At 72.2% G+C, this 25,194-nt stretch carries 19 protein-coding genes and 1 pseudogene; 19 read left to right on the forward strand and 1 reads right to left on the reverse strand.

Going from position 1 to position 25,194, the window contains the following annotated elements:
- The 5 genes and pseudogenes from G011_RS30110 to G011_RS0121565 form a co-directional block, all read left to right on the forward strand.
- A pseudogene (locus tag G011_RS30110) lies at positions 1-953 on the forward strand (hypothetical protein); the annotation flags it as partial.
- Positions 853-1,191 carry a YbaB/EbfC family nucleoid-associated protein gene (locus G011_RS0121550; RefSeq protein ID WP_071621734.1) on the forward strand — a complete coding sequence of 113 codons (339 nt, stop codon included), beginning with the start codon at positions 853-855 and terminating at the stop codon, positions 1,189-1,191. The pseudogene G011_RS30110 and the gene G011_RS0121550, both read left to right, overlap by 101 nt.
- A 47-nt stretch (positions 1,192-1,238) precedes the next feature.
- Positions 1,239-1,589, forward strand: a complete 351-nt coding sequence (locus G011_RS0121555; RefSeq protein WP_019610290.1) for a hypothetical protein — start codon at positions 1,239-1,241, stop codon at positions 1,587-1,589.
- Positions 1,590-1,661: 72 nt separating this feature from the next.
- On the forward strand, positions 1,662-3,341 hold the full coding sequence (locus G011_RS0121560; protein WP_026338519.1) for a hypothetical protein: 1,680 nt from the start codon (positions 1,662-1,664) through the stop codon (positions 3,339-3,341).
- Between the two features lie 67 nt (positions 3,342-3,408).
- Positions 3,409-6,717, forward strand: coding sequence for a right-handed parallel beta-helix repeat-containing protein (locus tag G011_RS0121565; RefSeq protein ID WP_019610291.1), 3,309 nt, complete (start codon positions 3,409-3,411; stop codon positions 6,715-6,717).
- A 134-nt stretch (positions 6,718-6,851) separates the two neighbouring features.
- Here the strand turns inward: G011_RS0121565 and G011_RS0121570 are convergent, their stop codons facing one another.
- The gene (locus G011_RS0121570) at positions 6,852-7,700 is read right to left on the reverse strand and encodes a SigB/SigF/SigG family RNA polymerase sigma factor (protein WP_369757419.1); all 849 of its coding nucleotides are present in this window, start codon (positions 7,698-7,700) and stop codon (positions 6,852-6,854) included.
- A 681-nt stretch (positions 7,701-8,381) separates the two neighbouring features.
- Between G011_RS0121570 and G011_RS0121575 the strand changes: the two genes are divergently transcribed.
- The 14 genes from G011_RS0121575 to asnB all read left to right on the forward strand — a co-directional run bounded on the left by G011_RS0121575 (position 8,382) and on the right by asnB (position 24,844).
- Positions 8,382-9,359 (forward strand): Gfo/Idh/MocA family protein, encoded by a 978-nt coding sequence (locus G011_RS0121575; protein WP_019610293.1) that lies wholly within the window; start codon positions 8,382-8,384, stop codon positions 9,357-9,359.
- A 101-nt stretch (positions 9,360-9,460) separates the two neighbouring features.
- Entirely contained in the window at positions 9,461-9,748 is a 288-nt protein-coding gene (locus G011_RS0121580; RefSeq protein ID WP_019610294.1) for an antibiotic biosynthesis monooxygenase, read from the forward strand.
- A 13-nt stretch (positions 9,749-9,761) separates the two neighbouring features.
- Positions 9,762-10,655: an LLM class flavin-dependent oxidoreductase gene (locus tag G011_RS0121585; protein ID WP_019610295.1), complete on the forward strand. Its 894-nt coding sequence runs from the start codon at positions 9,762-9,764 to the stop codon at positions 10,653-10,655.
- 381 nt (positions 10,656-11,036) lie between these two features.
- The gene (locus G011_RS0121590) at positions 11,037-12,095 is read left to right on the forward strand and encodes a glucose-1-phosphate thymidylyltransferase (RefSeq protein ID WP_026338522.1); all 1,059 of its coding nucleotides are present in this window, start codon (positions 11,037-11,039) and stop codon (positions 12,093-12,095) included.
- On the forward strand, positions 12,092-13,042 hold the full coding sequence (gene rfbB / locus G011_RS0121595; RefSeq protein ID WP_019610297.1) for a dTDP-glucose 4,6-dehydratase: 951 nt from the start codon (positions 12,092-12,094) through the stop codon (positions 13,040-13,042). Before G011_RS0121590 ends, rfbB begins: the two co-directional genes overlap by 4 nt.
- Positions 13,043-13,064: 22 nt before the next feature.
- Positions 13,065-14,303 carry a 3-deoxy-7-phosphoheptulonate synthase gene (locus G011_RS0121600; RefSeq protein ID WP_019610298.1) on the forward strand — a complete coding sequence of 413 codons (1,239 nt, stop codon included), beginning with the start codon at positions 13,065-13,067 and terminating at the stop codon, positions 14,301-14,303.
- Positions 14,300-15,100: a 2,3-dihydro-2,3-dihydroxybenzoate dehydrogenase gene (locus tag G011_RS0121605; protein WP_019610299.1), complete on the forward strand. Its 801-nt coding sequence runs from the start codon at positions 14,300-14,302 to the stop codon at positions 15,098-15,100. The genes G011_RS0121600 and G011_RS0121605 overlap by 4 nt, the downstream gene beginning before the upstream one ends.
- A gap of 160 nt (positions 15,101-15,260) precedes the next feature.
- Positions 15,261-15,914, forward strand: a complete 654-nt coding sequence (locus tag G011_RS0121610; protein ID WP_019610300.1) for an isochorismatase family protein — start codon at positions 15,261-15,263, stop codon at positions 15,912-15,914.
- Positions 15,911-17,809, forward strand: a complete 1,899-nt coding sequence (locus tag G011_RS0121615; RefSeq protein ID WP_019610301.1) for a phenazine-specific anthranilate synthase component I — start codon at positions 15,911-15,913, stop codon at positions 17,807-17,809. The genes G011_RS0121610 and G011_RS0121615 overlap by 4 nt, the downstream gene beginning before the upstream one ends.
- Positions 17,810-17,817: 8 nt before the next feature.
- The gene (locus G011_RS0121620) at positions 17,818-19,020 is read left to right on the forward strand and encodes an FAD-dependent monooxygenase (RefSeq protein WP_026338523.1); all 1,203 of its coding nucleotides are present in this window, start codon (positions 17,818-17,820) and stop codon (positions 19,018-19,020) included.
- Positions 19,017-20,321, forward strand: a complete 1,305-nt coding sequence (locus G011_RS0121625; protein WP_019610303.1) for an NDP-hexose 2,3-dehydratase family protein — start codon at positions 19,017-19,019, stop codon at positions 20,319-20,321. The genes G011_RS0121620 and G011_RS0121625 overlap by 4 nt, the downstream gene beginning before the upstream one ends.
- Entirely contained in the window at positions 20,318-21,763 is a 1,446-nt protein-coding gene (locus G011_RS30115) for an MFS transporter (protein WP_157756081.1), read from the forward strand. The genes G011_RS0121625 and G011_RS30115 overlap by 4 nt, the downstream gene beginning before the upstream one ends.
- Positions 21,764-21,797: 34 nt before the next feature.
- Entirely contained in the window at positions 21,798-22,934 is a 1,137-nt protein-coding gene (locus G011_RS0121635) for a nucleotide disphospho-sugar-binding domain-containing protein (RefSeq protein ID WP_036552906.1), read from the forward strand.
- A 62-nt stretch (positions 22,935-22,996) separates the two neighbouring features.
- The gene (gene asnB, locus G011_RS0121640; RefSeq protein ID WP_019610306.1) at positions 22,997-24,844 is read left to right on the forward strand and encodes an asparagine synthase (glutamine-hydrolyzing); all 1,848 of its coding nucleotides are present in this window, start codon (positions 22,997-22,999) and stop codon (positions 24,842-24,844) included.
- Positions 24,845-25,194: the final 350 nt, after the last annotated feature.

Consider the following 25,194-nt stretch of genomic DNA (forward strand, 5'->3'; position numbering starts at 1 on the left):
AGCCGGTCGGTATCGACCCGGTCACCGGGCTGCCCACCGACTACGACTACGGGATGCAGCCGCCCCTGCCGCCGCCCGACCTCGGCCTCAACGGCCCGGGCGGCTCCGACGACTACGACTACGGGCTGCGGCCGCCGCCGCTGCCGGAGGACCTGGGCCTCAACGGCCCGGGGACGGGCGACGACGTACCGATCAACCCGATCACCGGTGAGCCCTACGTCATCGACCCCATGACCGGTCGGCCCTACCCGATCAACCCCGAGACCGGGGAGCCGATCAGGAGCAACTACACGGGCTCGGGACAGGAGCCCCCGGACGTCCTGCCGCCGCCGCTGGCCCCCGACGACCGCGGCCTCAACTACGGCGGTCTCAGCCCGAGCCCCTACTCCAGCGACGGCCCCGGCGCTCCGGACAGCTCCGACCGCTCCTCGCTGTTCGCCAACCCCGACGGCACCCAGTACCCGGCGGGCGGCCCCCAGGGGGCCTCCGGCGGACCGGGCACTCCGGGCGGCGTCGGCGGACTCGGCGGCGTGGGAGGGCTGGGCGGCCAGCCCGGCGCGGGCACCGGCGGCGCGGGCACCGGAGCCGGCGGCATGGGAGGCATGGGCGGCATGCCGATGATGCCCCCCATGATGGGCGGCGGTATGGGCGGTGGCGGCGGCGACAACAACCGCGACCGCCAGCGCTCCACCTGGCTCTCCGAGGACGAGAAGGTCTGGGGAACCACGGCCGACGCGCAGAGATCCGCACTGGGACGTCCCGTACCCGGTCAGAGCAAGAAGGGAGCCACCCGGCATGAGTTCGCAGATGCAGCGCCAGATGGAAGAGGAACTGGCACAGCTTCACAAGACGATGGGCCTGCTGGCGGACGCAAGCGCAAACCTGGAGGCGGCAACCGAAGAGGTCGTGGCCAAGAACAGGCTCGTGGGCGCGAAGGTGAACGCGACGGGTGAGCTGGTCGAGCTGAAGTTCCACACCCAGGCCTACCGGGACATGGCCCCCACCGAGCTGGCCGCCGCCATCACCGAGGTGGTCAACAAGGCGCGGAGCCAGATGGCCGAGCGCGTCTCGAAGGCCTACAGCCCCTTCATGCCGGACGTGACGAGCGCGGAGGAGGTCATGAGCGGCGAGCTGGACCCGCTCAAGCTGCTCGACCGGCTGGGCATCCCGTCCGAGAACCCGCGGCACTAGGCGCCCCGCGCCGCACCCGCGGCTGAGGACCACGAGAGGAGACGGACATGACGACCGGCGGCGACTTCTTCGCCGACCTCGACGGCATGGACAGGAACAGCTGGAGCGTCAACGACGCGGCCGAGTACGCCCGTGAACTCCAGCAGTGGCTGAGCAGCGAACTGGACGCCCTGGGCCCCCTCTGGGGCGAGGGCGACAAGTTCGCCGAGGACATGGACAAGTCCCTGGGCGTGCTCAAGACCTCCATCGACGAGTACCTGGGGTTCCTGGTCATCGCGGCGAAGGACACCAGCGCCATCCTCGGCGGCACCACGGAGAAGTTCGGCCGCGCCGAGGAGGACAACATCAACACCGTCCCGGACATAGACGGCACGAACGGGACCGGGGGACGCCGGTGACCCCCGACCCCACCCCCACCTCCCCGTGCGGCCGCTCCCGCGGCCGCACGGGCCCCCCGAGAAGGAGTTCCGATGGCTGAGAGCGCGCAGGCTCGCGGCGAGGCCGAGGGCCGCCCCGCACCGGCGCCCGACTTCCGGTCCGCGCTCGGCGGAGGAGCCGACGGCACGGTCTCCGACGGTTCCGCGGGCTCCGCGGCGCGCGTCGCGCCCGCGCCCCCGTCCGGAGCGGTCGAGGGGGCGGGGGCGGCCGAGGCCGTGCCCGGCCCCCGGATCACCGGTGCCCTGCACGAGCCCGCCGCCCCCCAGGTGCCGGAGGTGGCCCTGGACCGTCCGGGCAAGCCCGTCCTGGCGGGCGCGGCCATCACGGGCCTGCTGCTGGTCGCCGCCCCCTTCGCCATGACGGCGGGGGTTCCCGGGGTCACCCTGGACACGACGCCGCTCGCCTCGGGCGCGGGCGGCGCGGACGGCACCGGCGGCCAGACCTCGGGCACCGCCGAGTCGGGCGCCTCGGCCGGCGGCGAGTCCGGGGCCGTCGCGGCTCCGGCCGACACGGGCGCCGCGCCCGCGGCCCAGCAGGGCGGCGCGCCCCAGGAGACCGGCTACGTCCCCGAGGTGGTCGGGGACGGGGCCTCGGCCCCGACGATGCCCGACCCGGGCAACGCCGCCGCGGGCGGGGGAAACCCCGTGCAGACCGCCCCCGCCGCGCAGGAGGTCCCGGACACGGCGGCCGCCGGCGCACCGGAGTCCGGGGGCGGTGCCGGCGAGGCGACCGCAGCCGGGGAGCCCGGTGCGGAGAGCACCGGGGAGCCGGACGCCGGGAACGCCGCCGGAGAGCCGGGGACCGAGGGCGCCGCGGCCGGGGACGGTGACACGGCCGCCGGTCCCTCCGCCGGTGAGGAAGGCGCGGACCAGACGGCCGGGGAGGACACGGCGGCCGCGGGAGAGGAGGGCGCCGGGACCTCCGGTGAGGGGGAGACCGAGGGAGCCGCGGCCGGGGAGAGTTCCGGGAACGGCGACACCGGCGCCGGCGACACCGGCACCGCCCCGGAGGAGATGAACGCCCCCCTCGCCGACACCACCGGCGCCGGGGACACCGCCCGTGAGGGCGGGGCCGCCGGGAACGGCGACACCGCGGGCGGCGGCTCGGCGCCCGCCGACGCTCCGGCCTCGGAGGGCGGGGGCTCGGTCCTGGCGGACTCGGGCGCGCTGACGGCGGCCTCGGATCCCGAACCCTTCCTCGCCGTCGCGGGGCCGGGCTGCCAGGCCTCCCCCGGCGCCTCCTACACCAACGAGGGGCGCTGGGACAGCGCGGAGGGCACCGCCAGTTGGGCCACACGGCCCGGCGGGTACGCTCAGGAGGGCTGTGACGGCGGCTACGAGGCCCTTCCCGTCTCTGGCGACCCGGAACAGGGCAACGGGCAGTACGCCACCTGGACCTTCACCCCCGGGGAGGCGGGGGTCGCGTGCGAGCTCTACGTCCACGTGCCCGACGACGAGAGCCCGCTGTGGATCTCCCCCGGGGAGGCGAAGTACCAGCTCTTCTCCGGTCCCGCGGCCGAGGGGTCGCCCGTGGCGGTCTTCGGGATCGACCAAGCGGGGATCCGGGGCGGCTGGGTCCAGGTGACCGGGTTCACCTCCCCCACGGAGGAGTTCACCGTCCAGCTCACCAACGCGGGGACCGACGCCCTCGCGGACCAGGAGCACGCCAGCTCGCACGTGGCCGCCTCGGCGGTGCGCGCGTCCTGCTCCTGACCCCACCCCCGGCGGGGCGGCTCCGGCCGCCCCGTCACCGCCCCTCCCCCGACTTAGGAAGACACCGATGACCAGGCAGCTCCTCACCGTCGACGCCGACGCTCAGGACGGGCACGCGACGATCACCGAGGCGGTCGAGGCCGCTGACAGCGGCGCCCTCATCACCATCGCCCCCGGTCGCTACGAGGAGAGCCTCGTCCTGCGCGACGTGGTCACCCTGATGGCCCGCGACGGCCTGGGCAGCGTGGAGATCACCACCGCCAGCGGCTGTGCCGTGGTCTCGGGCGCCGAGGCGGTCAAGCTGTCGGGTCTGGTCCTGCGCGGCCGCCACGCCGACTACCCCGCGGTGGACATCCCCCTCGGGCAGCTGGAGATGGCCGACTGCGAGGTGGAGGGCGCCTCGTGGACCGCGGTGTCGGTGCGCGGCGAGGGCGCGCTCGCCATGCGCGACAGCCGCGTCACCTGCTCGGCTGGGGCGGGCGTGGTGATCACCTCCTCGGGACCGAGCGTCATCGAGGACTGCGTGGTCGAGGAGGTCGACACCAGCGCCGTGGTCATCGGCGAGCAGGCCCGCCCCACCATCCGCTCCTGCGTGCTGCGCGACGCCGGGGGCAACGGGGTGTTCGCGAGCGGGCAGTCCGGGGGCACGATCCGCGACTGCGAGATCTCGGGTACCAAGAAGCCCGCGGTGGCACTGGAGGAGGGGTCGGCCACCTCGCTGCTGGGCGCGCGTGTGCACGACGTCGAGGGCGACGGGCTGGTGGTCTCCAGCAGGTCGCGCCCGCTGGTCGAGGACTGCGTGTTCGAGGACGTGGGCGGACGCGGCGTCGTCGTGCACAACGGGTCGGACCCGCAGGTGGCGCGGATGCGCGTGGCCCGTACCAAGGGCGTGGCCATCCACCTGTCCGGCCGGGCGCGCGGGACCTTCACCGAGTGCGAGGTGGAGGAGTCGGAGGGTAACGCCGTGCTCGCCGAGGAGCGCGCCTCCACCGCCTTCCTCGGCCTGGTCGTGCGCGGCGGACAGGGGCTGAGCCTGGGCGGCGACAGCGTCGTGGAGTTCGACCGCGGACTGGTCAGCGGGACCGCCGGTCCCGGCGTGGTCGTCGAGCAGTCCGCCCCGTTCCTGCGCGCGACCGCGATCACCGGGACCAGGAGCCAGGGCGTGGTGTTCGGCAGGGGCGGGCGCGGACGCCTGGAGGACGTGACGCTGGAGCGCACCGGCAAGAGCGCGGTGTCGGTGGAGGAGGGCGGCGCGCCCCTGCTGACCGGCGTGCAGGTCTCCGGGAGCCGCGACGCCGGGATCTCGGTGGGCTCGGGCGGATCCGCCGACGTGCGCGACTGCGACGTGTCCGAGTGCACGGGCGACGGCATCGCCGTGCGGGCCGGGGGCAAGGCGACGGTGCTGCGCACCCGGGTCTACAACGGCCGCCGCAACGGCGTGCTGGTGGCGGCCAAGGCGAGCGCCACGCTGCGCCGGTGCGAGGTGTTCGGCAACGGCGCCGACGGCATCCTCGTGCACTCCGCCGAGGACGTGGCGGTGGAGGACTGCTCGGTGCGCGACAACGGCCGCTCCGGACTGCGCCAGACCGTGGCCAGTCAGAGCATGCGCACGGAGGAGCTGCTCAGCCGCGGCAACGGGGCCCCGGACGCTTTCGGCGACCTGGCGGGGGCGCCCGTCCCCATGCCGGAGACCCCCCTCCCCGAGGAGGGGGACGAGGAGGCCGAGGATGTCGGCCCCATGAAGGAGCTGGACCGGCTGGTGGGCCTGTCCGGGGTCAAGCACGAGGTCAAGACGCTCGTCACCCGCAACCAGATGGCCCAGCGCCGGGCGGAGATGGGTCTGCCCACACCGCCCATGAGCCGCCACCTGGTCTTCGGCGGCGCGCCCGGTACGGGCAAGACCACCGTGGCGCGGCTGTACGGGCAGATCCTCGCCGAACTGGACGTGCTGCGCTACGGGCACGTGGTGGAGGTGGCCCGCGCCGACCTGGTCTCGCAGTACGTGGGCGGCACGGCGATCAAGACCACCGAGGTGTTCGAGCGGGCCAAGGGCGGCGTGCTGTTCGTCGACGAGGCCTACACGCTGGCCAACGGCAGCGAGGGCGGCGGCAGCGGCCCCGACTTCGGCCGGGAGGCCATCGACACCCTGGTCAAGCTCATGGAGGACCACCGCGACGAGGTCGTGGTGATCGTCGCGGGCTACACCGAGGAGATGCAGAGCTTCCTCGACACCAACCCCGGCCTGGCCTCCCGGTTCAGCCGGACCATCGAGTTCACCAACTACTCGCCGGAGGAGCTGACGCAGATCGTGCGCAACATGTGCGTCTCGCACAGCTACCGGATGGCCGAGGAGACCGAGGCGGCCCTGCTCGCCCACTTCGAGCGGGTGCCCAAGGGCCCGGCGTTCGGCAACGGCCGCGAGGCCCGCAAGCTGTTCGAGGAGATGATCGACCGCCAGGCGTTCCGGCTGGGCGGGAGCATCCCCGACAGCCCGGACTCGCTCACCCTCCTGCTGCCCGAGGACCTCGGGGAGGCCGCGGAGGAGGAGCAGATCGGCGGCACGGCGGACGCGATCGCGGCCCTGCGCGGGGAGCTCAACGCCATGGTGGGCCTGGCCAGCGTCAAGGAGACCGTCAACGACCTGGCCAACCTGCTGCTGATGTCGCAGCAGCGGCGCGCCATGGGGCTCCAGGTGGCGCCGATGAGCCACCACCTGGTGTTCGCCGGTCCCCCCGGTACCGGTAAGACGACCGTGGCCCGTCTGTACGGCAAGCTCCTGCACGCCCTGGGGGTGCTGCGCAGCGACCACGTGGTGGAGGCGGCCCGGTCGGACCTGGTCGGGCGCTACGTCGGGCACACCGCCCAACTGACCGCCGAGGTGTTCGAGCGGGCCAAGGGCGGCGTGCTGTTCGTGGACGAGGCCTACTCGCTGGCGCCGCGGGGAGCGGGCAACGACTTCGGCCAGGAGGCCATCGACACCCTGGTCAAGCTCATGGAGGACCACCGCGACGAGGCGGTGGTCATCGTCGCCGGGTACACCAACGAGATGCAGCGCTTCCTGGACTCCAACCCCGGTCTGGCCTCGCGGTTCAACCACCAGGTGGAGTTCCCCGACTACAGCGACGACGAGCTGGTCACCATCGTCGAGCGGATGGCGAAGGGGTCGGGCTACACCTGCGGCGAGCAGACGACGGCGGCCCTGCACGAGCACTTCTCGGGGGTGGTCCGCGACGTCAACTTCGGCAACGCCCGCTACGCGCGCCAGGTGCTGGAGCGGATGATCACCCGGCAGGCGGGCCGCCTGGTCAACGGCGTCCAGAACGCCACCCGGGAGGACTTCACCACCCTGCTGCCCGAGGACATCCCGGCCCGCTGACCCCGCGGCCCGGGCGGACGGCGGAACGCACGGCACACGGCGGGCGCCGTGCCGTGGGCGGGGCGGAAGGCCGGGGGCTCCCTCCCGGAGGACGCCATGGAGGCCGTCCTCCGGGAGGGAGCCCGGTCACGGACTCAGCCGTGGCCGGGCGCGTGCCCGCCGACCTCCTCGCGCAGCTGCTCCAGCACCCCCGACAGCAGCCGGGACACGTGCATCTGCGAGTACCCCAACCGGTCCGCGATCTCGGACTGGGTGTGGTCCCCGAAGAACCGCAGCCGCAGGATCTCCCGCTCCCGGGCGGGCAGGCGCGCCAGCGCGGGCTTGAGCGACTCGCGCTCCACCACCCGGTCCAGCGCCGCGTCCTCACAGCCCAGGTGGTCCTCCAGGCGCGTGCCCTCCTGCCCCTCGGAGTCGGAGGAGTCGGGCGCGTCCAGGGACAGCGACCGGTAGGACTCCGAGACCTGGATCAGCTCGCCGACCTCCGCCTCGGGCAGCCCCATCTCCTCGGCGAGTTCGTGGACCGTGGGCGTGCGCGCGTGGGCCTGCTGGAACTCCCCCGTCACCCGGCGCAGCTTCACCCGGTTCTCCTGGTGGCGGCGCGGCACCCGCACCGCCCAGGTGTGGTCGCGGAAGTGCCGCTTGATCTCCCCGGTCACCGTGGGCAGCAGGTAGGAGATGAAGGGCTTGCCGCGGGCCGGATCGTAGCCGCGCACGGCCTTGACCAGCCCCACCATCGCGGTCTGCTTCAGGTCCTCCAGCGGCTCGCCGCGCCCCCCGTAGCGGCGCGCGATCTTGTTGATCAACGGCTGGTAGAGCACGACCACCCGCTCGCGCAGCTCGTCGGCCCTGGGGTCGTCTTCGGCGAGGTCACGCAGCTGGGAGATCAGCTCCTCGGGGCGGACCTCCCCCGCCTCCCCGGTTTCCCGGACCTCTTCGGTCCCCGTGTCCTCGGGGACGGCGTCCTCGACCGGCCTGCGCGGCATGGGGATCACGGGCAGTCGGTCGGTGACGGTCGTTGACGTGTGTGTTTCGGTGAGAGACGTGGACAAGAGGAAACCCCCCGGTGCTCTGTCCTGTGTGCTCATGTACCTGCCTGGGCAGGACACCGGCGGCGCGATCCCGCGCGCGCGGCCCGCGGGGCCGGTGGCCCTGTGGCTGGCGGGACAGCCGCGATGCACAGACTAGGTTCCCTCAGGCACGGCTTCAAAAGCCGCGAATACAAATTTTTCTACAATAAGACAATTATCTTGCAAAAAGCGACAATTGCCTCAACTTCGTCGCGGGACACCTGTTCGTCCCGTGACCCCTCTCCCGGTGCTCCCGAGGCACCGCGACCCGCTCCCCCGCCGAGGGGACCCGCGTCGGTCGGATACACAGTCGCACGGTTCCGGGCTCCGGACGCGAACCGACACGTACGCGCCGATCGCGGAAGCGTCCGGCGGAGCGGGGGCCCGGGGGGATCGTGCACCGCCGAGGGTCGGGAAACCGCTCCGGGCGTCCGGACGCGGCCGGACCCCGGGAGCGAGGCCCGCCCCTCCCTCGTGCTGGCCGCTCCCGGGGGTTTATTCCGCCTCTAGGCCACGGCTACAGGATGGTCCCCGGGGTCGGCCGCCTCCGGCGACCGTCGTCGGCCCCTCGCGCCTGACGAGAACGGGAGAAGCGGGATGGGACGTGTACGGATCGGCGTCATGGGAACCGCGGACATCGCACGGCGAAGGATGCTTCCGGCCTTCGCCGACCACCCCGACACCGAGGTCACCGCCGTGGCGAGCAGGGATCCGGGCAGGGCCCGGCAGGTCGCGGAGCACTACGGATGCCGCGCGCTCGACACCTACGCGGAACTGCTGGAGGCACCGGACGTGGACGCGGTCTACGTGCCCCTGCCCAACACCCTGCACGCGGTGTGGACGGAGCGGGCCCTGCGCTCGGGGCGCCACGTCCTGGTCGAGAAGCCGATGGCCACCGACGCGCACGACACCGAGCGTCTGGTCGCGCTCGCCGAGCGGTCCGGGCTGGCACTCGTCGAGAACGTCATGTTCGTCCACCACGACGCCCACAGGCACGTGCTCCGCCTGGTCGAGGAGGGCGCCGTCGGCGCACTCCGGGGTATGCAGGCGGTGTTCGCCGTCCCCCGCCGCCCCGAGGACGACATCCGGCTCCGGGCCGACCTGGGCGGCGGGGCGCTGTGGGACACCGGTGTCTATCCCGTGCACGCCGCGCTGCACCTGCTCGGCGAGGACCTCGACGTCGTCGGCGCGACTCTGACCGGCGCCGGGGTGGACACCTCAGGTGCCGCCCTGTTGCGCGCCTCCGGCGGGGTCTGGGTCCACCTGGCCTTCGGGATCGACCACGCTTACCGCAACTTCTACGAACTGTGGGGCGACCGGGGCCGGCTGACCGTCGAACGGGCCTTCACTCCCCCGGCGGACGCGGCCCCCCAGGTACGCCTCGAAAGGGACGGAAAGACCTCGGTGGTCCCCATGGAGCCCCGGGACCAGGTGCGCGCGTCCGTAGCGGCCTTCGTCCGCGCCGTACGCGAGGGCCGGTCCGACCCCACCGCTCCGGTGCGCCAGGCCCTGCTGTTGCAGCGCATCCGCGCGGCCGCCGAGGCCAGCCCTATCGGCGCCTCAGCCAGCCTCTAGGACGACCGGACACCATTGCCCCGGACGGGTGTGACGTCGCGCGCCGCCGTGCCCGGGGCGCGCCGACGCACGAGCAGGACGGACGAGGAAGGCGAAGACGGGTGTTCATCTGCCTGAACAGGATCCGCGCCGGAGAGGCCGCGGAAGACTACGAGCGCGTCTACCGGGAGGGCAGCGATTTCATGGCCACGCTCCCGGGCCACGTACGGCACATGCTCGTGCGTTCGGATACCGAGCCCGGGGTCTACTTCAGCATCGCTGAGTGGCGCAGCGAGGAGGACTACCGCGCCATGTCCGCCACTCCGCGGGTCCGGGAGATCTTTGACCAACTGTCCGGACGCATCGAGGTGGAGAACCACGAGGGCGCCGTGGGGTACCGGGGCGAGTGAGGGAGAAACAGAAGTGAAGATCGGGATCGTACACACCACACTGGCCGACGCCGCGGGCCACATCGTCTCTCCGGGCGACGTGGCCCGGCGGGCCGAAGCGGTGGGCCTGGACTCCTTGTGGGCCAGCGACCACCTCGCGTGGGACACGCCCATCCTCGACAGCCTCACCGCGCTCGCCGCCGCGGCGGCCGTCACCACGCGGCTGGAGGTGGGCACCGGGGTCCTCCAGCTGGCCCTGCGCAACCCGGCCTGGGCGGCCAAGCAGATCGGAACGGTCCAGGCCATAGCCGGAGGCCGACTTCAGCTCGGGGTGGGGATCGGTGGGGCGCCCGTCGAGGAGTGGGCCGCCGCGGGCGTTCCGGTAACCGAGCGCGCGGCACGCACCGACCGGGTTCTGGAGGCCCTTCCCCGGCTGCTCGCGGGCGAGGAGACCGACGTGCCCGAGGCGGGCGGCGCACGGATACGGCTCCAACCGCCCGTCCCCATGCCCAGGGTGTGGATCGGCGGAGGATCCCGAGCCGCGCTGCGCAGGACCGCCCGGTACGGGGATGCCTGGCTGCCGGCCGGGGTCACCCCCGAACAGGTGCGTGACGGCAACAAGGAGTTGGCCGCCCTGGCCGCGGAGGAGGGCCGTGCGGTCCCCGGAGTGGGGGTCGGGGTCTTCGCGGCTCTGGGCGCCGAAAGCGGCGGAATGGACCGGAACGCCCTCGCGGGCATGCTGTCGTCGGCCTTCGGTATGACGCTTGAGCACGCCGGGCGGGTCGCGGTCGGCGGGGACCCCCGGGAGGTCGCCGACCGGCTGGCCGAGTACGCCGTACTGGGCGTGGAGCACGTGACGGTCACCTCCTTCGGCGGCTCGTGGGAGCGCCAGTGCGACCTGCTGGCCGAAGCCCGCCAGCTCCTGTGAGCCGCCGCGCCGCCCAGCGGTCCGGAACGCTCAAGGTGAGCGGTCCGGTCAGGCGTCCGGTGTAGGAGGCGTCCGGGCTGGACGACAGCCGCGTCCGAGCGTCCGCGCGAACGGCACGACGCCGTGAAAGCCCCCGGCGGCGCCGGGTCTCCAAGGAGGAGATCCGGCGCCGCCGGGGGCTTCAGTGCTGTCCGAGGGCCCTGCGGGTGGACCCGGGAAACGCCTGCCACGTCCTGCTTCCACTCCAGCATTAGCGCCGCCTTAGGAGGGCTGTGTGGGCGCTGCGGGAGAGCTAGTAGGCGGCGAGCCCGACACAAGAGCGGAGTGGCGCAGCATGGTTCCAGCCCACCCGTTTCACCCATTTTCGTATGGAAGGTCGTGATGAAAGCGCTCATCCTCGCCGGAGGCAAAGGGACGCGTTTGCGTCCGCTCACGTTCTCCATGGCAAAGCAACTCGCCCCGGTCGCCAACCGTCCCGTCCTCGCCCACTGCCTGGACACCGTCCGTGAGATCGGCGTGACCGAAGTCGGCCTCATCGTCGGCGACAGGTCCGCGGAGATCCAGGAAGCCGTCGGCGACGGCGCCGGGTTCGGCGTCTCCGTCACCTACATCCAGCAGGACCTCCCCCTCGGGCTCGCCCACACCGTGGCGATCGCCGCCGACTGGCTCGGGGACGACGACTTCGTCATGTACCTGGGCGACAACGTCTTCGCGGACGGCATCAAGGACGGCGCCGCGGCGTTCGAGGCCGACCGCCCCGACGCACAGGTGCTCGTGGCGGAGGTCGCGAACCCCGACCAGTTCGGCGTCGCCGAACTGGAGGCGGACGGCACCGTACGGGCTCTCGTGGAGAAGCCGCGCGTCCCACGCAGCAACCTGGCCGTCACCGGCGTCTACTTCTTCACCCCGGCCGTCCACGAGGCCGTGCGGTCGATCTCCCCCAGCGCCAGGGGGGAACTGGAGATCACCGACGCCCTTCAGTACATGGTCGAGAACGGTCGCACCGTCACCGCGACACGCTACAAGGGCTTCTGGAAGGACACCGGAAGCGTCCAGGACCTGCTGGAGTGCAACCGCGCGTTACTCGACCGGTCCGTGCGCGACGTCCGCGGCTCCGTGGACGAGCACAGCGAGGTTTCCGGCTCCGTCGTCCTCAGCCCGGACGCCGTGGTACGGCGGTCCCGCCTGACGGGGCCGCTCGTGATCGGCGCGGGGACGGTGGTCTCCGACAGCTTCATCGGGCCGGGAACCTCCATCGGCGACGGCTGCCAGATCCTCGGCTCCCGCATCGAGTCGTCGATCGTGTTGGAGGGGTCACGCCTGCACGGAGTGTCCGACCTGCGCGACTCCCTCATCGGCCGCGGTGTCGAGGTTGACGGCCGCGCGAAAGCGAGCCGCCTGGTGCTGGGGGATCACGCCTACGCGGGGGTGGCGCTATGAGGTTCCTGGTCACGGGAGCCGCCGGGTTCATCGGCTCCTGCTACGTGCGGACCCTGCTGGCCGGGGGCTACGGTCCGGAGGACGCCCGCGTCACGGTCGTGGACCGGCTCACCTACGCCGGCTCTACCGAGAACCTGCCCCTCGGCCACCCCCGCCTCGACTTCGTCAAGGGCGACATCTGCGACAGGGAGCTCCTGAACCGCGTGGTGCCCGGTCACGACGCGGTGGTGCACTTCGCCGCCGAGTCCCATGTGGACCGTTCCCTCAACGGTCCGGAGGAGTTCGTCCGCAGCAACGTCGGCGGAACGCAGTCGCTCCTGGACGCCTGCCTTCACGCGGGCGTCGGCACGATCGTGCACGTATCGACCGACGAGGTCTACGGATCGATCGAGGAGGGCTCCTGGACGGAGGAGGAGCCCCTGCTCCCGAACTCCCCCTACGCGGCTTCCAAGGCCGGAGCGGAGATGATCGCGCGCGCCTACCGACGCACCTTCGGCCTGGACGTACGGATCACACGGTGCTCCAACAACTACGGTCCGCACCAGCACGTGGAGAAGCTCATTCCGCGCTTCGTCACCAACCTGCTGCGGGGCGAACCGGTCCCTCTCTACGGCAACGGCAGCAACGTCCGTGAGTGGATACACGTGGAGGACCACTGCCGCGCGATCCACATGGTCCTGGAGCGCGGACGCCCCGGCGAGGCCTACAACGTCGGCGGCGGGACCGCGCTGACCAACCGGGAGATCACCGACCACCTCGTACGGCTGTGCGGGGCCGACCAGGGCCTGATCCGGTTCGTGGAGGACCGGAAGGGTCACGACCAGCGCTACGCCATCGACGACTCCAAGATCCGGAGCGAACTGGGCTACGAACCCCTCTGGACGCTCGACCGCGGTCTGGAGCAAACCGTCGCTTGGTACCGGGCCCGTCTGGGCTCCCAGCTCTAGCCACCGACAGCGAGGTGTACTCATGCTGAGAACCGAGGACATCGGGGAACCGCTGAGAAGCGGTTCCCCGGAGGGAGTGGCGCGCCCCGCGGCGCCCGCGATGCAGCAACCGAGCTGGGAGGATCCCGGCCTGGTCGCGCAGGTGCGCGACCAACTGGCGGACATGCCCGGCCTGGTCGACGCCGAGGAGGTCCGGACGCTGCGCGGGCTGCTCGCCGACGCCGCCGAGGGCCGCCGCTACGTGCTCCAGGCGGGCGACTGCGCCGAGGACCCCGCCGAGTGCACATCCGGCAGGATCGAACGCAAGGCCGACCTCATCGACAGCCTGGCCGCCGTCATGCGGGCACGCACCGGGGTGCCGGTCGTAGGCGTCGGCCGGATCGCCGGACAGTTCGCCAAGCCCCGCTCGCGCCCCACGGAGATGATGGGCACGGAGATCCCCGTCTACCGGGGCCACATGGTCAACAGTCCCGAACCGAACGCGGAGGCACGCCGCCCCGACCCCAAGCGCCTGGTAGCCGGCTACTGGGCCGCCAGTACCGCGGTGGAGGCGCTGCGCGCCCGCCACGAGCGCTCCGGCCGGCCCGCCGGGGAACGGCTGTGGATCAGCCATGAGGCGCTCCTGCTCGACTACGAGGTGCCCATGGTGCGCGGCGCCGGGGCGGACACCGTACTGGCCTCCACCCACTGGCCGTGGATAGGTGACCGCACCCGCCAGGTGGACGGCGCGCACGTGGCCCTCCTGTCGACGGTCACCAACCCGGTCGCCTGCAAGGTCGGTCCCTCCGCCGATCCGGCGGAGGTCGTCGCGCTCTGCGCCCGCCTGGATCCCGAACGGGTACCGGGACGACTCGCCCTCATCGTCCGGCTGGGCGCTGGAGCCGACCCCGAACTGCTGCCCGCCGTAGTCCGAGCGGTACGCGGAGCCGGCCACCCCGTCCTGTGGATGTGCGACCCCATGCACGGCAACACGGTGCCCGGGCCCGACAACGCCAAGACCCGTTACCTGGACGCGATCTTCCGCGACCTCGACGCCTTCCACGAGGCGGTGGAGCGGGGAGGCGCGATCCCCGGGGGGCTGCACCTGGAGGCGACGCCCGACCTGGTGGGCGAGTGCCGGATCTCACCGGACGCGCCCGACTCCGACGCGCCCTACACCTCGCTGTGCGACCCACGTCTGAATCCCGAGCAGGCCATGGCCGTCATCGCTGCCTGGCCGCGTCCTCGGCGCGGGGCGACGAGGGGCGGTGAGCGGCGATGAGGGAGACCGGGACGGGCGGTTTCGGCGGGCGAACGGCGCTGGTGACCGGAGCCGCCGGCGGAATAGGCGCCGAGGTCGCACGGGAGCTGGCGGCCCGGGGAGCCCGCGTGGCGGCGGTCGACCGCGACACCGAGCGTCTGCAAGACCTGGTGGACAAGCTGCGCGGCGAAGGGCTGGAGTCCTTCGCCGTTCCGGCCGACGTGACCTCCGCGGACGCGGTCGAGGAGGCGGTCCAGCGGGTGGAGCAGCAGATCGGAGCGCTGGAATACCTGGTCAACGCCGCGGGGGTGCTGTACACCGGCCGTGCCACGGAACTGACGGAAAGCGCCTGGCAGCGGTCCCTGGCGGTCAACGCCACCGGCGCCTTCCACGTCTCCCGTGCCGCGGCCTCCCGGATGGCGCCGCGCGGTTCGGGAGCGATCGTCACGGTGACCTCCAACGCCGCGGGGACAGCCCGGGTGGGCATGGCCGCGTACGCGGCCTCCAAGGCCGCCGCGGAGGCCTTCTCCCGCTGCCTGGGGCTGGAGCTCGCCGGGTCAGGGGTCCGATGCAACACGGTGGCCCCTGGCTCGACGGACACCCCCATGCTCACGGCCCTGTGGGAGGGCGACGCCAAGGACGCCCACCGAGCCTCGATCGAGGGGAGTCCGGAGCACTACCGCGTCGGCATCCCCCTGGGGCGTTTGGCCGAGCCGCGACACGTCACCGGCGCGGTGCTCTTCCTGCTCTCCGACGACGCCTCGCACATCACCATGCACAACCTGACCGTCGACGGCGGAGCAACCCTCGGGGCCTAGGCGGTGTTCCCCCGCCCTCGGCTTCGCCCCGACCCCTGTCCGTGCGCTCGAACCGACCCCCCACAGGCCGAGGTCGTTGCGAAAGACAGACCCCGGCCCCCTCCCCCTCCCTCCCACCCTCCCCGAAAGCAAGGCCTGACCAGACCCGCGAAGGGACGACATGCCGATTCCCGAGATCACCCCCTATCCGATGCCCGCGCCGGACGAACTGCCGAAGAGCAGCGTCCACTGGACGGTGGACCCCCGGCGCGCGGTCCTGCTCGTACACGACATGCAGCGGTACTTCCTGCGCGCCTTCCCGTCCGGCACGGAGCCGCTCTCATCGCTGCTGGCCAACGCCGCCGCGCTGCGTTCCGCCTTCGTCCGGGCCGGGGCCCCCGTCGCCTACACCGCCCAGCCCGGAAGCATGACGCCGCACCAGCGCGGTCTGCTGCGCGACTTCTGGGGCCCCGGCATGACGGCGGGCCCGGAGGACCGCGAGGTGGTCGACGAGGTCACGGCCGGACCGGAGGACTGGATGCTGACCAAGTGGCGCTACAGCGCTTTCCACCGAACCGACCTTCTGGAACGCATGCGACGCTCGGGCCGCGACCAGTTGGTGTGCGTCGGGGTCTACGCACACGTGGGGCTGCTGGCGACCACCGTGGACGCCATGTCGCACGACATCCAGGCGTTCCTGGTGGCCGACGCGGTGGCCGACTTCTCCGCCGAGGACCACCGCATGGCGCTGGCCTACGCGGCCGCCCGCACCGCCTCGGTCGCCGCCACCACGTGGGTCCTGGAGGGCCTGGAGGCGAAGGGAGCCGCGGCGTGAGCGGGCTGGACGACGCCCGCGCCCTGCTGAAGGAGATCAGCTCGTCCTCTCCTCCCCCGTTCGCCCTCATCTGCCGGGGCTCCGACGTCGAGGTCATGGTGGGAGAGGTGGAGGAGGTCGGGAGCATCGCCGACATCCCTCTGCCCCCGCCCGGAGAGGGGACCGGTGGAGAACGCGGCGACGTCCTCGCGTTCGTGCCCTACCGGCAGCTCTCCGAGAAGGGCTACGACTGCATCGACGACGGCACCCCGCTGACCGTACTGCGGATCCGCGCCCAGGGCCGCCTGTCCGTGGCCGAGGTCGTCGGGGCCGTCCCCGACACCGACTTCTCGACCGAGCATGTGGGGTTCGAGACCGACGACGAGAACTACGTCCGCACGGTCCGCAAGGTGCTCGCCGAGGAGATCGGCAACGGCAGCGGCGCGAACTTCGTGATCAGGCGCGACTATACGGCCCGGATCCTCGGGTACACGCCCGCGGCGGGCCTGGCGCTCTTCCGCAGGCTCCTGATCAACGAGTCGGGAACCCACTGGACGTTCATCGCCCACCTGGGGGAGCGGACCCTCGTGGGGGCCACTCCTGAACGCCACGTCGTACTGCGCGACGGCCACGCGGTGATGAACCCCATCAGCGGCACCTACCGCTACCCGTCCACCGGTCCCCGACTGGAGGGGGTCCTCGGCTTCCTCCAGGACGAGAAGGAGACCGAGGAGCTGTACATGGTCCTCGACGAGGAACTCAAGATGATGTCCCGGGTGTGCGACACCGCCCCGCGCGTCACCGGCCCCCGACTCCGGGAGATGGCCAAGCTCGCCCACACCGAGTACTTCATCGAGGGCCCGACCTCCGCGGACCCGCGCGAGGTGCTGTTGTCCACGGTGTTCGCCCCCACCGTCACCGGGAGCCCCCTGGAGAACGCCTGCCGCGTCATCGCCCGCTACGAGAGGCGCGGGCGCGGCTACTACAGCGGTATCGCCGCGCTCTTCGGACGGGACGCCGGAGGGAAGCCGACCCTGGACTCCTCGATCCTCATCCGCACCGCTGACATCGACGCCGGCGGTGAACTGCGCCTGGGCGTAGGAGCGACGCTCGTCCGCCACTCCGACCCCGACCTGGAGGCGGCCGAGACCGCCGCCAAAGCGGCGGGGATCCTGTCGGCGCTGACGAGGCCGTCCGAGAGCCGCCTGGGCCTCCACCCCCGCGTGGAACGGGCCCTCTCGCTCCGCAACGAGCGCGTGGCCCGGTTCTGGCGCGCGGGCGGCGGCGCCGCCCCCGCTGACGGGCCCCGTGTCCTCGTCGTCGATGCCGAGGACGAGTTCACCTGGATGATGGAACACATGCTCGGCGCCTCCGGAGCATCGGTGGACGTGCGCCCCTACGACGCCGTCCCCGACACGTCCGCGTACTCGCTGGTGGTCATGGGTCCGGGCCCCGGAGACCCCAGGCTCTGCGAGGACCCCAAGAACGCCCGGCTGGAGGCTCTTCTGCGGGGCCTCCTCCGGGACGGGCCCCCCTTCATCGCGGTCTGCCTGAGCCACCAGGTCCTCTCCCGGGTACTCGGGCTCCCCCTGGAGCGCAAAGAGGTCCCCCACCAGGGGACCCAGCGCACGATCGACTACTTCGGCGAGCAGGTCCGCGTGGGCTTCTACAACAGCTTCACCGCCCTCTGCGACCAGGATCTGCTGGCGACACCGTGGGGCGGGGTGCGGGTCTGCCGGGACCCCGGCACCGCGGAGGTGTACGCCCTGAGCGGGCCGCGTTTCCGGTCGGCCCAGTTCCACGCCGAATCCGTACTGAGCACAGACGGCGAGAGCGTCCTCCGGCGCATGCTCACCGACCTGCTGCCGGTGGCGGCCACCCGCACGCAACAGCCCGAACCCGCAAAGAGACGATAGGAGGAACGATGCCGAGAGTGGTCATCGCCGGGGGCGGAATCGGAGGGCTCGCGCTGGCCCTGCGCGTGGCGCAGCGGGGCGGTACAGCCGTGGTCCTCGAACGCGATCCGCAGTTCACCGAACTCGGGGCGGGCATCCAGCTCGCGCCCAACGCTTTCCGCGCCCTGGAGGAGATGGGCGTCGCCGGTCCTGTGCGCGAACGCGCCGTGCACATCGACGAACTGTGCTTCATGGACGCCGTGGGCGGCGCGCGCGTCGCCGCGCTACCTCTCAAAGGGGCCTACCGGGAGCGCTTCGGACAGCCCTACGCCGTGGTGCACCGAACCGACCTGTACCAGCCGCTGCTGGACGCCTGCCGCGCCGCAGCGGGCGTGCGGCTCGTGCCCGGCAGACGGGTCATCGACTACGACCAGGACGCCGCCGGAGTCAGCGTCCGGCTGGCGACGGGCACGAGCGTCCGCGGCGACGTCCTCGTGGGCGCCGACGGTATCCGCTCGATGGTGCGGCGCCGCCTCGTCGGGGACGGCCCGCCCAAGGTCTCCGGGCACAGCATCTACCGCACGCTCATCCCCATGGAGCGCGTTCCCGGACACCTGCGCTGGACCTCGGTGAAGCTGTGGGCGGGACCGCGTCTGCACGTCGTCCACTACCCCGTGGCCGGGGGGGAGTTCCTCAACCTGGCGGTGACCCGGGACGACGGCGCGCGCCACGAGGTCGTGGGTGAGAGGGTCGACGCCGGACTGGTCCGCTCGGTGGTGGAGGACATGTGCCCCACTGTGCGCAGCCTGGTCGACCTCGGCACGGACTGGAGGACCTGGGTGCTGTGCGATCGGGACCCGGTCAGCGACTGGACCGACGGGCGTGTGGCACTGCTCGGGGACGCGGCCCACCCGATGCTCCAGTACGCGGCGCAGGGTGCCGCCATGGCCCTGGAGGACGCGGTCGTCCTGGGCGACCTGATCAAGGGGGACCCCGCGGACTGCGCCCAGCGCCTCCAGAAGTACAACGCGCTCCGCAGGGAGCGCGCGGCCGACGCCCAGTGGGTGTCGCGGGAGATGGGGCGGCGCCTCTACCACCCGCGGGGCGAAGAAGCGCGCGAGCGCGACCGGATGCTGAGCGGTCTCTCCGTGGACGACCTGTTCGACAAGGTCGCCTGGCTGCACGGAAGCACGGACTTCGTCGAAGCCCTTCCCCACGGGAGGACGCGGTGATCATCGCTGACAGGGACCTGTTCCACGAGTGGCTGGCCAAACAACGCGACCGCGGGGGGTACTCCGTCGACGTGGTTCCGCTGTCGGACCTGGACGGTTGGACGGCCGACCCGGTGACGGGCAACCTGCGGCACCGCACCGGCCGGTTCTTCACGGTCGAGGGCGTACGTGTGGAGACCGACCACGCCGCACCCGGCACGTGGACGCAGCCCATCATCGACCAACCCGAGTCCGGCCTGCTCGGGGTACTCGCCATGCTGCACGGCGGAAAGGCCCACTTCCTGCTCCAGGCCAAGATGGAGCCGGGCAACTTCGGCACGGTGCAGGTGTCCCCGACGGTCCAGGCCACGCGGAGCAACTACAGCCGGGTCCACCAGGGCAGGGCGGTGCCCTACCTCGAGTGGTTCTTCCCGCCGCGCGGGCGCGTGCTGACCGACGCCCTCCAGACCGAACAGGGCACCTGGGTACTACGCAAGCGCAACCGCAACATGATCGTCTGGGTGGACTCCGCCGTCCCCGTCGAGGAGGGGTTCTGCTGGGTCCCGGAGGACCTGGTGGCCGAGCTCCTGCGTGAGAACGACGTCATCAACATGGACGCCCGCAGTGTGCTGGCGGGGTGGCCGGAACCCGGTGGGGCCCCGGCCGAACCGGGTGGGCCCGGAGCGGTCGACCTCCTGAGCTGGCTCACCGACCGCAGAACACACCACCGTCTGGACGTGACCAGGATTCCGCTCGCCGCGGTCGAGGACTGGACGACCGACGGCGACTCCATCCGCCCGGTGTCGGGGAACCGCTTCAGCGTCGTCGGCGTGGATGTGCGCGCGGGGACGCGCGAGGTGGCGAGGTGGTCGCAGCCCCTGCTCGCCCCCTCGGGGCAGGGCATCGCCGCGTTCTTGGTCAGGCGCACGGCTTCGGGCACGCGGGTGCTGGTCAGGGCGCACACCGAGGCGGGGACACGGGACGTGGTGGAGCTCGGTCCGACCGTGCAGTACACGCCGTCCGCGCACCGGGACGCCCCCGACCCCGCGGAGGAGGCACTGATCCAGCGGGTGCTGTCCGCTACCGCCGACCGGGTCCTGTACGACGTGGTCCACTCCGAGGAGGGCGGCCGCTTCCATCACGCGCGCAACCGCTACCTGCTGGTCGAGGAGGACGAGGATCGGCCTGCGGGCACGGGCGTCGACCACCGGTGGGTGGACGCCGGGCTCCTCGCCCGCATGGTCCCCCTCGGCGGACAGGTCAACGTGGAGGCGCGGACGCTGCTGGCCGCCCTGCGCTTCGGCCCGGGATTGGGCCTGTGACAGGCGCGCGGGAGCGGGTGGCCGCCCTCGTCTCAGCGGTGGGCGGCGTGCTGTGCGTGTCCACGGTGATCGCGGGGGTCGGTGTGGCCCTTCCCGACATCGGGCGCGACCTGGGTGGGTCCGGACCGGCACTGCAGTGGGTCGTCACCTCCTACAACCTGGTGTTGGCCGCCCTCACCCTGGTCTACGGATCGCTCGCCGACCGCCTGGGGCGCAGAAAGGTGTTCATCGCGGCGGTCTCCCTCTTCGCCGCGGGGTCGCTGGCCTCCGCGGCGGCGGGCGGGATCGGCGCGCTCATCGCCGCCCGGACCCTGGCCGGGATCGGCGCCGCGGGGGTGATGTCGTGCGGCGGGGCGCTGCTGGCGTCCGCGTTCACCGGCCCCGCCCGGATCCGGGCCTTCGCCGTTACCGGCACCGCCGCGGGGGCTGGTGTCGCCTTCGGTCCGTTCCTGAGCGGAGCCCTCGTCTCGGCGCTGGGGTGGCGGGCCGCCTTCACCGCGTTCGCTCTGGCGGGCGCCGTCCTGGTCGCCACCGCGCTGTTCGCCGGGGAGTCGCGCGCCTCCTCGGCCGGGCGGCCGGATGTCGCCGGGATGGTGCTGTTCGCGTCCGGGCTCGTTCTGCTGGTGTTCGGCCTGACGGAGCTCCCCCGGGGCTGGCCCGCCGTGGTGGCGCTCGTCTGCGGACCCCTCTTGCTGACGGCGGCCTTCGGCGCCTCCTCGCGGGCCCGCTCCCCCGTCCTGGACCTGAGGCTGCTGCGCGACCCCGGCTTCATGGGCTGGACCATGGGAACCCTGTTCATCGCCATCGGCTTCATCGGCGTCCTGGTGCACCTGCCGGTACACCTCCAGGGGGCGGCGGGCATGGACCCCCGGGACGTCGGCGCCCTCATGCTGCTGCTCACCGTGCCGGTCCTGGTCCTTCCCATGGTGGGGGCGGCCCTGGTCGGCCGGGGCGTCCCGGCGCGCGGCCTGATGGTCTGCTGTCTGGTCCTCGTGGCCGCCGGAAACGGGTTCCTCGCGCTGCTCGATCCCACGGCCCCTGCGGCCGGTTCCGTGGCCGCGCTGCTGACCACGGGGCTGGGCACCGGTCTGGCCTTCGGGATCACCGACTCCCAGGCGATGAACCGCGTCGCGCCGGAGAAGGTGGGCATGGCCTCCGGCATCCTCAACACCCTGCGCAACACCGCTGACGCGCTGGTCATCGCGATCGTGGGCGCGGCCCTGTCCGCGTTGGTCCGGTCCCGGGCACAGGACCCGGGTACGGCGGACCTGGTCACGGCGGGCGCCCCCGCCAACCCTGTCCAGGCCGGGTGGCTGACCGAGGCCTGGCACGTCGTGGGCCTCGCCAACGCCGCCCTGCTGCTGGGGGCCGCTCTGCTGGTGCACCTGCTGCTGGCACGGTCGGCACGCAGCGCCTCTCCCCGCCTACTGTTCCGGCTTTAAAGAGCCACAAGGAGACATCACTAACGTGCGGAACATGAGAATTCTTTGTGTCGCCGGAGCCAGTCCCGCGACGATCTTCGGTCTCGTCCCCCTGGCCACGGCCGCCCGTAACCGCGGGCACGAGGTCGTCATGGCGTCCAGCGAGGGGATGATGCCCCTCATCACCGGTGCGGGTCTGGCCGGTGTCCCCTGCACGGACAAGACGATGCTCGACTTCTTCGAGAACGGACGCGGGGGTGAGCAGCTGCGGTGGCCGACCGAGCCGGTCGAGCACATGGTGTTCATCGGGGCGGGTTTCGGCAGGCTCGCCGCCGAGTCGGCACGGAGTCTGGAGGAGTTCGCGCGCGACTGGAAGGCCGACGCGGTCGTGGGCGGGTGGCTGAGCTTCTCGGCCGCCCTCGTGGCCCGGCGGCTCGGCCTGCCCTGGATCCGGCACGCTTGGGACCTGGGCGAGCCGCCGGAGGCCGATGCCGGAGCCGAGCGCGAGCTGCTCCCCGAGCTCAAGGAGCTGGGACTCGACTCCCTGCCCACCCCCGAGATGACGATCGAGGTCTGCCCGCCCAGCCTGCGCCGTCCGGACGCGCCGCCGTCCCAGGGCATGCGGTGGCTGCCGTGTGGGCCCCAGCGCCGGATGGAGCGGTGGATGTACACCCGAGGCGATCGCCGCCGGGTGTGCGTGACCGCTGGCAGCCGGGTCGGCCGCCACCAGTACCTCGGTTTCCTGAAGGAGCTGGTGGACAAGGTGGACGCGCTGGGGGACGTGGAGATCGTCGTGCCCGTCTCCGACGAGGTGGCTCCGGACGTGTCCGCCGGGCGCGATCACGTCCTCGCGGGCTGGATGCCGCTGGAGATCGTGGCCCCCACCTGCGACCTGTTCGTGCACCACGCCGGGGGCAGCACCTCACTGACCGCGGTGGCCGCGGGCGCTCCGCAGCTGCTCCTGCCCAACATGCCCAAGTCCGTGCCGCCCTCCAGGCGGCTGGTCGAGCGGGGGGCCGCCCTGATCCTGGACCCCGGCACCGAGGACAGCGCGGACGCGATCGCCGCCAGCGCGAGGGAACTGCTGGAAGACCCCTCCTACGCCCGCAGAACGCGTGATCTGGGTGAGGAGATCAGGGCCCAGGCCTCGCCCTCGGAGGTCGTCGCCGAGATCGAACGGCTCAGGGCCTAGCGGGCGAACGGCTGCGGCCTCAGAGAACACGTCGCTAAGGAGAGCGGGTTCATATGTGCGGAATGGCCGGATGGGTGAGCTACCGAGGCGGTCTGGAGGACCGCCGTGGCATCGGAGGGGCGATGGCCGAGACCATGGCCTGCCGGGGACCCGACGCCTCCGGTGTGTGGAGCGCGGATCGGGTGGTCCTGGGCCACCAGCGCCTGTCCATCATCGACTTGGAGAACGGGACCCAGCCGATGGCCGCCGAGGCGGCCGGAGGCGGCGAGGCCGTCATCACCTACACCGGTGAGGTGTACAACTACCGGGAGCTGCGCGACGAACTGCGCCGGCTCGGGCACCGGTTCTCGACCGACAGCGACACCGAGGTCGTGCTCCACGCCTACCTGGAGTGGGGCACGGGCTTCGTCGACCGGCTCAACGGCATGTACGCCTTCGCGATCTGGGACACCAGGACGGAAGAGCTGCTGCTCGTCCGCGACCGGGTCGGCGTCAAGCCGCTCTACTACTACCCGACCGCCGACGGCGTGCTGTTCGGTTCCGAGCCCAAGGCCATCCTGTGCCACCCCGACGTGCGTGCGGTGGTCGACGGCGAGGGGCTCGCCGAACTCTTCGGCATCGTCAAGACACCGGAGCACGCGGTGTTCAAGGGCATGTACGAGGTCCGCCCGGGCTGGCTGGTGCGCGTGTCACGCGGCGGTCTGTCCAAGCACCGCTACTGGAGGCTGGAGGCCCGTGAGCACACCGACGACCTGGAGACGACCGTCGACACGGTGCGCGAACTGCTGAAGGACATCGTGGAGCGGCAGCTGGTCGCGGACGTCCCCGTCGGCACCCTGCTCTCGGGCGGGCTGGACTCCAGCGCGGTCACCGCCCTCGCGGCGAACGTCCTGCGCGCCCAGGGAGTGCTCGAACCCTTCCCCGCGTTCTCCATCGACTTCGTGGGGCACGAGCAGAGGTTCGAGTCCAACGTGCAGTGGGAGGATCCCGACACCCCCTTCGCCATGGAGGTCGCCGCCAAGGTGGGAGCCGAGCACATCACCGTGATGCTCGACAGCCAGGGCGTGCTCGACCAGGAGGTACGCGACGCGGTCCTGCGCGCCCAGGACCTGCCCGTCTCGACCGGCGACATGGAGTACTCGCTCCTACAGCTGTCCCGGGCGGTGCGCCGGCGCGTGACGGTCGCGCTGTCGGGTGAGGCCGCGGACGAGCTGTTCGGAGGCTACACCTGGTTCCACGACCGTGAGGCCGTGGAGGCGCCGACCTTCCCCTGGCACCACCCCTTCCAGAAGGCGGGTGGTATCGGCGCCCTGAAGGACGTCGGGCTCTGGGACCGGCTCGGGATGGGGGAGTACATCGACCGGCGGTACCGCGAGGCCCTGGCGGACTGCCCGCGGCTGCCCGGGGAGACGGGTGAGGAGGCCCGCATGCGGGAGGTGGGCTACATGAACCTCACGCGCTGGGAGAATTTCCTCCTGGACCGCAAGGACCGCATCAGCATGGCGGCGGGCCTGGAGGTCCGGGTCCCCTTCTGCGACCACCGCCTGGTGGAGTACGTCTTCAACACCCCCTGGCGGATGAAGACGTTCGACGGCAGGGAGAAGAGCCTCCTCCGGGCGGCCATGCGTGGGGTGCTGCCCGACTCGGTCCTGGACCGCAAGAAGAACCCCTACCCCTCAACCCAGGACCGGGAGTACGAACTCGCCCTGCGCGAGCGCGTGGAGAAGGTGTGCGTCCCCGGCGCCCCCGTCCTGGACCTGGTCGGAGAGGCGGGTGTGCGGCGCCTCCTGGACCGGCCCGTGGGGGCCTACGTGATGGGGGGTCCGTGGAGCGCCAGAGCGGTGCTGGAGCGCCTCGTGGAGTTCGACGCCTGGGTGCGCGCCTACGACGTCGAGGTACGGCTTCCCTAGCAGCGTTTTCTGGCCCTCCGCTCCGGTCCGTGTCCGGGCGCCCGGAGAGCAGGAATCGGGTTGAAGCAGGCACAGCGGCGCCCACGGCGAGTTCGCTCATGCCCACCCGTCGCCGACCGCCGCCGCCCTCGAACGACGCCTACGGCGCGGTCCTCCCACGAGGACCCGCCTCCGGCGCCTCCAGAACCCCGTGGGGACCCGACCCCCCACAAGCTGGGGCCGGTTCGAGGAAACAGACCCTGGCGGTACACCTCCGCAGGACCGTGCCGGGCGGGCACCGCTGTACCGGGTCGGCGGGTGCAACACCCGCCGACCCGGTACAGCGGTGCCCGCTGGCGCGTTTCCGGCGC

Source organism: Nocardiopsis sp. CNS-639, from assembly GCF_000381685.1.
Classification (GTDB): Bacteria; Actinomycetota; Actinomycetes; order Streptosporangiales; family Streptosporangiaceae; genus Nocardiopsis; species Nocardiopsis dassonvillei.